Raw genomic sequence first — 7,376 nt, 5'->3', positions numbered from 1 at the left:
CAGCCCCCGTCTGACCAGCCAGCCGCGCCCGCGGATTTGCCCCGGTTACTCGCGGGCGGCTTTAAGCATCTTGAGAAGCACTGTTATCTGTCAGCAAACCACTTCCTGCGCGGTAACTGCCATCGCCTATGGTGTGCCGCTAACTCCCGACCTCGTCGCCTTCCGTCGGCGCCTTGCCGTGCCCCGCCCGTCCCAGAATCTCCCGCGCACGACCCGGCTGCGCTCGCGCAGCGCGCGCGGCAAAGTAGCGCTCCGCCTCAGCCTGCGCGCCGACGCGCGCGGCGATCGCAGTGGCAATGTACTGGTTCAGGCTCACACCTGCGGCCTCGGCCTGCGCGGCCGCACGCTCCTTCAGGTCGTCGGGCAGCCGCAGCGGGAAACTGCTCATCCCCTCATCCTCCTCAGCACGTTGGCCGGTCGCTCGACCGGGATGCCGAACCGCGCCGCGCCGTCGCGCAGGTCGGCCAGGTTGAACGTTACGATGACGTCGGCGCCGCCGTTCACCGCCGTCTCCAGCACCAAGTCGTCGTCCGGGTCGCGCGCGCCTGGGCGGATGCGAAAGTCGAACGCCACGGGCACACAGACGCCAGCGACCTCGTCGAGCACCGCCAGCACCTCCTCGGCCGAGATGCTCGCCATCTCCAGTACGGAGGCGCGCGTAAGGACGGCCTCGTACTCGAGGATCAGCGGCGTCGACAGAAGGAGGCGCAACTCCTCGTCGAGCGCCGCGAGCAGGAGCTGGCGGGACGCGCCCGAGCTACTGACGAAGCCGGCAACCATGACATCGGTATCCAAGACGACCCTTAGAATCATGATGTCGTATATGACATCACGGCTCTAACGCCGTCCACCCCTGCCCTTTGTCACGGACCGTCAAAGATCCATTCCACGGATTGAAAAAGGCATGCAGACAGTCGGTCAGTATGTCCAGACGAGATCTGGCCGCTGCGCGAAGGTCTCTACGGCGGTGGCCACAAAGGCGGTAAGCCGCCGTGGCACGAAGCGGCGCGAGGGATAGACGGCGTAGAGCCCGCGTGAGCGCACCGCCCGCTCCGTGAGCGCGAGCACCAGCGACCCAGCGGCAACCTTCGGCAAGACGATGTTCGAGCCAACCTGACCTAGGCCCATGCCGGCCGCGGCGGCGAGCGCCACCCCCTCCGGGTCGTTCACCACGAAGGCAGGGACAATCGGCCGCCGCTGCACGCCACCCTCGCCGGCAAACTCCCAGGCGAAGACCTCCTGTGAGGGGTTGCTGCGCATGCCGATTAGCCGGTGGGTATCGATCTCGTCCAGTGTGCATGGCAGCCCATGGCGCGCCGCGTAGCCCGGCGAGGCGCAGACCAGCATGGTCACCGGGAGGATGAGCCGCGAGACATACTCGTTGACCGGCAGCACGCCGCCCCGGATCGCCAAGTCGAAGCCCTCCGCCACGAGGTCCACGAACTGGTCGGAGAGCGACAGCTCTACCTCGAGGTTGGGATGGGCAGCGGAGAAGTCAGCAATCACCGGCAGGAGGTGGGTCCGGCCGAAGGCGGTCGTGCTGCTGATCCGCAGTTGGCCGGTGAGCGCCTCCCGCTCCTCACGTACCGCGCCATCGGCCTCAGCCAAGGCTTCCAGGGCCGGGCCGCAGCGGGCGAGATAGCGCTCGCCTTCTGGCGTTAGCCGGACCTGCCGTGTGGTGCGGGTCAGCAGCCGGGCGCCGAGCTGCTCCTCCAGATGTCGGATATTGAGGCTCACCGACCCGGGCGTCAGGCCGAGCGCGCGGGCGGCGCCTGAGAAGGAGAGGCGGCGGGCGACCTCGACGAAAGTCGCAACGAGGCGGAGATCGGTCGGCACGGCTCCATTCTTTAGCCACATCAAAGAGTGCTGTCGATCTGACGAGAATTCTTTCGATCTGCCCTGAGCGGCAGATTGCCGGGCACCGCAACCCCCCGGAGCCCATGCCAGTGTCCCTCGCCCTCTACCTTCCAGCGCTGCCCAGGATCCCGCGCCGCTACGCGCCGGTGCTCTTCGCCTTTTTCCTGTCGATCAGCCTGTCCGGCGTCCTCGCCGCCGCGATCACCGCGGTCAACACCGGCCTCGAGACCGGCTTCGTCGGGCGCTGGCTGCACGCCTACGCCCTGGCCTGGTCCTTCGCCTTCCCCGCCGTGACAGTGGTCGCGCCTCGCGTGCGCGCCCTTGTCGAGCGGCTCACCGCCTGACCCCCCGCCCGCAGGAGCCGACAATCATGACCAGCACCTTCGCCATCGGTGGCGATCTCGTCGTCCCCCGCCTCGGCTTCGGCGCCATGCGCCTCACCGGCCAGCCTGGCAATTTCGGCCCCTTTGCGGATTAGGAGGGGGGCAAGGCCTTGCTGCGCCCGGGCAGCCGAGCTCGGCATCCGCCTCTTCGATACCGCCCGTGCCTACGGCCCCGGGCACAATGAGGCGCTGATCGCCGAGGCGCTGCACCCCTACCTGGAGGGGGTCGTGATTGCGACGAAGGGCGGTGTGGACAAGCGCGGCCCGACCGAGATCGTCGTCGACGGCTCCCCTGACACCCTCGCCCGCCAAGTGGATGAGGCGCGCGCCCGGCTCCGCGTGGACCGGATCGACCTGTTCCAGCTCCACCGGGTGGATCCGAAGACGCCGATCGAGCGAAGCGTCGCCGCGCTGGACGCCGCTCGCCGGGCTGGCAAGGTCCGCCACATCGGCCTCTCCAACGTCACCCGCGAGGAGCTCGACCGCGCGCTGGCCGTCGGCCCCATCGCATCCGTCCAGAACCGCCTCAACGCCGAGGAGCGCGAGAGCGAGGCGCTGGTGGACTACACGGCGAGCAAGGGCATCGCCTTCATCCCTTATGGCCCGCTCGGCGCGCATCCGATGCAGCGTGGCGCACGGCTCGATCCCGCCGCGGCGCTGCGCTGGCTGCTGGCCCGCTCGCCGAACGTGATTGTCATCCCCGGCACGACCAGCATCGCGCATCTCGAGGAGAACCTGCGCGCCCTGGCGGACGCCTGACCCTATCCCACGCAAAAGGATCGCCATCATGGACCGTCGCAACCTGCTCTCCGCCACCGCCACCGCCACCGCCACCGCCTTCGTCGGGCTCGGCCTCCCGCCAACCGCGGACGCGACGCCCGTTGCCGCCGCGGGCATGCGCTTCGACCACGTCTCGCTCAACGTGCGGGACTTCGAGGCCGCGCTGGCCTGGTACCAAGCGAGGCTCGGATTCCGGGTCGAGGTGGCGTGGCGCGTCGCCGCGCTGAACGGCAAGCGGCTCGCCTACCTGCGCCTGAACGACACGATGCTGGAGCTCGTCGAGGCCGATGCCAGCGGGATCGGCCTGCCGGAGGCGATGAGCTTTCCCGAGCACTTCGCGCGTACCGGCTATGGCCACCTCTGCTTCCGTGTGGAGGATGTCGACGTGGTGCTGGACGGCTTGGCCACCGCAGGCGTGCTCACCTTCGTGCGGGCGGAAACCTATGACCTCGACGGCACCCCCTTCCGGCGGCGCGTCGGCTTCGTGAAAGACATGGAGGGCAATGTCCTGGAATTCGGCGAGCCACTGCGCCGCGCCGGCTGAGGGCCTAGCACTGATAAACGCCGGCGCCTGCTCCTGCCTGGGTCATTGAAAGCGGTCTGCTGAGTGGGGGAGGGGAGGGGGACCGGTCGCTTTCGGACGTGATCATGCCACGCCCTCTCCCCCAGGGCGGCTTCCCTCTACTAGGCTCAGCCCATGCTCGATGCGAAAACCTGCGAGGAGGCGATGATCAGGCGAGACCCGTTGTTCGACGGCCTCTTTTTCGTCGGCGTCCGGACAACCGGCATCTACTGCCGGCCCGTCTGCAAGGTTCGCATGCCGCGACGAGAGAACGTCACGCGCGACTGGAAGGGTAATAAACTCTGCAGTTACTGCGAAGCCTGCACGGCCCGAAAGCATGGGTTGTGTTAAAGTCGCCACATAAGCTGCATCCAAAGATCAGTTCCAACGTTGATCTGACGGCTGCGGTAATAGATTTGTGAGTATAAAAACTTGGTAACGGCACTAATTAGTGCAGCGTCGTTATCTGTCCGCTGTGAAAGGCGGCCACCATCAATAATGGACATGTATGTCAGAAGCAGATCGTGTTTTCTCACGCCGTTCCAACCGGGCGACAACTTCCAGCGAAACTCGTCACATTGTCACGGCGCCTCGTAAAAACCGCTCTGGCACTGTGGCTAACCGGGTCGTTGAAGTCGTGCATGTCGCGCATGCGGCACCGAGACCGCTGAGAAGTCAGCCGCATCCAGTGCGACGCGATGCCCATGCGGAAAGCTGGCCTGATGGGTTTCGCGCCAGGGTGGCTTCGCCTGCTTTATTTTCAGAAGCGCAACCGGCGGTGCCCGAGCCCACGCCACCAACCGTGCATGTGATGCCAGCATGGGAGCCGTCAGCGCAGCAGGCATCCCTGACGGGCGAGGGGCTTGCTCAGGTCTCGAGCGGCACCGCAGCCATCAAACACCACGAGCAGGATGACGTAGCGTCAAATGGTCTCAAAGTGACGAGGCGGCGTTTTGCTGACCCATTCGCTGCGGATGAAAACGGTGCCAACTGCATCCGCTGCGGGTACCTCGTCGAACGAGCACGAGAGACGCGTGGCTTGTGGACGTGCTCGAGGTGCGCCTGACGTAAGATGGCCGCATCATCGACGCTGAAACTACTTTGCTGCAGTCACGCCTCGCACGGTAACTCCGATTACCACACACGACAGCCAAGCTGTGACATACCGGCTAAAGCGACAACATTGATCTGAATGAGTAAGTTTACCGCTTAAACCAAGTCCTGTTGACCCGAACCTATCGGCGGCGGAGGACCGCCCCGGCGCGGCCTGCTTCGGCCTCAACCGAGCCGCTCTTCTACATGGGTTCTGGCCAGATGGGTTCTGACCAGCGAGATTCGGTATAACACCAGATCCTTCTGATCAGAACTCATGGACCTGATCGGCAGGCCCGTGGGCACTGTGTTGGGAAGCTGCCGGAGGCGACCATGGCGGAATCGAATGTAGGTGGAGAGCCCGCGGCCATTACGCCGCGTTATGGGCGCTGGATCCGCGGGCTGTTCTGGGCCTGGCAGGGCTTCTATGCCGTGCTTATCGTTTGGGCGCTCTTCGGCTTTCTGGTGTCGGGTCCTGGTGCTGACAGCGAGTGGCTCATCATGCCGATATACCTCGCCCCGGTACTGCTGCCGGTCTGGGTTCCGGTGACATTGGTGCTGGGCGTCCTGTTCCTGCTGTCCCGCTCGCCTCGTCCGCGCGTCAGAGGCAACGGCAAGCCATAGACGATGACGACGCGCGGGGGCGGGCGCCGATAAGCTTGCGGGCGCGGCCGCCCCGCATAGGTTCTGGTCAACGGGATTCGGTATAAGTGGGCCAGACTATCCATGACGCTCTCGCCAGCATCCACCGTAAAACCGACGGGACGCAAAACTCTTGCTGACCCCTTGGCCATATGTGCTGAGATAGCGCTAATCCAGGACAGGGATAAGCTGCCGGCATGATCTATCCACTGCTGGAAGGCGTCGTAAGGCGCCCACGACACACCACAGCGTACCTCGACTGCGGTCCGCAGGACGCGCCGCTGATCATCTTCGTTCATGGCTGGCCGGAACTGGCCATCAGCTGGCGGCACCAGCTGCGCTGCTTCGCCAACCTTGGTTTCTGCTGCGTCGCGCCTGACATGCGGGGCTATGGCCGTTCCTCCGTCCCTGGCCGGATCGAGGACTACGCCCTCGAGGCCATTGCGCAGGACATGCTGGACCTTCTGGATGGGCTCGGGCGCGAGCGCGCCATCTGGGTCGGGCATGACTGGGGTTCCCCGGTGGTTTGGAGCCTGGCCGCCCACCACAAGGATCGGGTCGTCGGCGTCGCCAACCTCTGCGTGCCCTACATCGCGCAAGGCTTCGCGCTGCCAAACCTGATTCCTTTGGTGGACCGGAGCCTCTACCCTGAGGACCGCTTCGCCGCCGGCCAGTGGGACTATCAAGTCTTCTATGAAGACCAGTTCGAACGTGCCTCGGCGGTATTCGAGGCGGACACCTCGGCCACCATCCGATCCCTGTTCCGCGCCGGCAATCCAGGGGCACGCGGCAAGCCCTCCCGCACCGCGACTATCCGAGCCGATGGTGGCTGGTTTGGCGGGGCCGACAGGGCTCCGGACGTGCCGATGGATCCCGCGGTGCTGGATGCGGAATCACTCTCTCACTACGCCGCTGCGCTCGCCCGGAATGGCTTCTCCGGACCGGATGCCTGGTACCGCAATCACGCTCGCAATATCGACTACGCGAAGCGTGCGCCGGATGGTGGGCGACTGGCGATGCCCGTACTCTTCCTGCATGGGGCGTATGACTATACTTGCGACACAATAGGCTCGCGCCTCGCGGAGCCGATGCGGCGCGACTGCGCCGATCTAACAGAGGTGGTGGTGCAGTCTGGCCACTGGATGGCGCAGGAGAAGCCGGCGGCGGTGAACGCCGCACTAGCTCGGTGGCTCGCGGCGCGGCTGCCGGAAGCCTGGCCCGGCTGATGGCATTGCCCGGCACGGCTGCAGCAACAGCTTGCGACGCATGCGCTTCATGGTTCGCTGTCGCGTCGGCTTATGCCAAGTCCCACCAAACCCAACCTTTCGGCGGCACAGGGCCGCCCTGACGCAGTCCGCTCCGGCCTCGACGGAACTGCTTTACTGCACAGGTTCTGGTCAAAGAGGTTCTGGTATTACCCGCAGCTCACTGCGTGTGTTGGGCCGCCTTTTAAGGTGTACTCTGTGTAGGTATGGGCTGTCCGAGCGGCAAAGGGCGAAGGGCACCCACGCCGCACTCGTCTGGCGGAGGCCCAGAGCTCTGCCAGACCTTCCCGCCACACCTGCTTCTCGGTTCGGTAGCAGTGTGCTGTTCGGCGGCCAAGCCAAACAAGGTTAAACCAACCAACAAGGTACCGACCGCAAGACACCTTGTTGCAGCGGTCGGCGGCTTGGGGCGCATGAGGTAGGATGAGGCCGGGGCGAGCCCCTTTCACCCTCCAGGGGCGGCCCTCTTGCCTTTCAAAACGAACGCCGCTCGGCGCCACCATATTCCCAAGCAGAAGCATCGGGTCACCAACTGGGCCGAGTACGATGCTGGACTGCGCGCCCGCGGCAGCCTGACGGTCTGGTTCACGCCGGAAGCGATCGAGGCCTGGAAGGCCGAGCCACGTACTGGCCGGGGCGGGCAGCCCACCTACTCCGCGCTGGCCATCGCTACCGCCCTGACCCTGCGGGCTGTGTTCCGCCTGGCGCTGCGCCAGACCGAAGGCCTGATCGGCTCCATTCGTAAGCGGCGTCTACGGACCCTTGCCGCCCTCAGCTGAGGCTGGGGGTGTCTTC

General features: G+C 65.5%; 9 protein-coding genes and 1 pseudogene. 7 read left to right on the top strand and 3 right to left on the bottom strand.

The features are described from left to right. Positions 1-139: 139 nt before the first annotated feature. The 3 genes from AC5JJ1_RS08770 to AC5JJ1_RS08760 all read right to left on the bottom strand — a co-directional run bounded on the left by AC5JJ1_RS08770 (position 140) and on the right by AC5JJ1_RS08760 (position 1,836). Positions 140-388 carry a toxin-antitoxin system HicB family antitoxin gene (locus AC5JJ1_RS08770; protein ID WP_495784730.1) on the bottom strand — a complete coding sequence of 83 codons (249 nt, stop codon included), beginning with the start codon at positions 386-388 and terminating at the stop codon, positions 140-142. Then, a complete protein-coding gene (locus AC5JJ1_RS08765) occupies positions 385-795 on the bottom strand; it encodes a putative toxin-antitoxin system toxin component, PIN family (protein WP_495784729.1) in 411 nt (136 codons plus the stop codon). The genes AC5JJ1_RS08770 and AC5JJ1_RS08765 overlap by 4 nt, the downstream gene beginning before the upstream one ends. Positions 796-918: 123 nt before the next feature. Continuing rightward, a complete protein-coding gene (locus AC5JJ1_RS08760; RefSeq protein ID WP_495784728.1) occupies positions 919-1,836 on the bottom strand; it encodes a LysR family transcriptional regulator in 918 nt (305 codons plus the stop codon). 104 nt (positions 1,837-1,940) lie between these two features. Between AC5JJ1_RS08760 and AC5JJ1_RS08755 the strand changes: the two genes are divergently transcribed. From AC5JJ1_RS08755 to AC5JJ1_RS08725, 7 genes and pseudogenes are all read left to right on the top strand, one after another. After that, complete coding sequence (locus AC5JJ1_RS08755) at positions 1,941-2,201, top strand: DUF2798 domain-containing protein (protein ID WP_495784727.1); 261 nt, start codon at positions 1,941-1,943, stop codon at positions 2,199-2,201. Between the two features lie 123 nt (positions 2,202-2,324). After that, a complete protein-coding gene (locus AC5JJ1_RS08750) occupies positions 2,325-2,999 on the top strand; it encodes an aldo/keto reductase (RefSeq protein ID WP_495784726.1) in 675 nt (224 codons plus the stop codon). 28 nt (positions 3,000-3,027) lie between these two features. Beyond that, complete coding sequence (locus AC5JJ1_RS08745) at positions 3,028-3,564, top strand: VOC family protein (RefSeq protein ID WP_495784725.1); 537 nt, start codon at positions 3,028-3,030, stop codon at positions 3,562-3,564. A 153-nt stretch (positions 3,565-3,717) separates the two neighbouring features. Further along, the gene (locus tag AC5JJ1_RS08740) at positions 3,718-3,933 is read left to right on the top strand and encodes an Ada metal-binding domain-containing protein (protein ID WP_495784724.1); all 216 of its coding nucleotides are present in this window, start codon (positions 3,718-3,720) and stop codon (positions 3,931-3,933) included. Positions 3,934-5,007: 1,074 nt separating this feature from the next. Next, positions 5,008-5,298 carry a hypothetical protein gene (locus AC5JJ1_RS08735; protein WP_495784723.1) on the top strand — a complete coding sequence of 97 codons (291 nt, stop codon included), beginning with the start codon at positions 5,008-5,010 and terminating at the stop codon, positions 5,296-5,298. 215 nt (positions 5,299-5,513) lie between these two features. Further along, positions 5,514-6,542, top strand: coding sequence for an alpha/beta hydrolase (locus tag AC5JJ1_RS08730; protein WP_495784722.1), 1,029 nt, complete (start codon positions 5,514-5,516; stop codon positions 6,540-6,542). A 506-nt stretch (positions 6,543-7,048) separates the two neighbouring features. Continuing rightward, a pseudogene (locus AC5JJ1_RS08725) lies at positions 7,049-7,321 on the top strand (transposase); the annotation flags it as partial. Between the last annotated feature and the right edge of the window lie 55 nt (positions 7,322-7,376).

The organism is Belnapia sp. (assembly GCF_059504005.1).
The sequence above is the reverse complement of the archived record's forward strand: the minus strand, read 5'-3'. Positions and strand labels throughout refer to the sequence as shown.

Coding starts and splice junctions, on each gene's coding strand:
- AC5JJ1_RS08770 (WP_495784730.1), bottom strand. CDS start 388: ATGAGCAGTTTCCCGCTGCGGCTGCCCGACGACCTGAAGGAGCGTGCG.
- AC5JJ1_RS08735 (WP_495784723.1), top strand. CDS start 5,008: ATGGCGGAATCGAATGTAGGTGGAGAGCCCGCGGCCATTACGCCGCGT.
- AC5JJ1_RS08755 (WP_495784727.1), top strand. CDS start 1,941: ATGCCAGTGTCCCTCGCCCTCTACCTTCCAGCGCTGCCCAGGATCCCG.
- AC5JJ1_RS08740 (WP_495784724.1), top strand. CDS start 3,718: ATGCTCGATGCGAAAACCTGCGAGGAGGCGATGATCAGGCGAGACCCG.
- AC5JJ1_RS08745 (WP_495784725.1), top strand. CDS start 3,028: ATGGACCGTCGCAACCTGCTCTCCGCCACCGCCACCGCCACCGCCACC.
- AC5JJ1_RS08730 (WP_495784722.1), top strand. CDS start 5,514: ATGATCTATCCACTGCTGGAAGGCGTCGTAAGGCGCCCACGACACACC.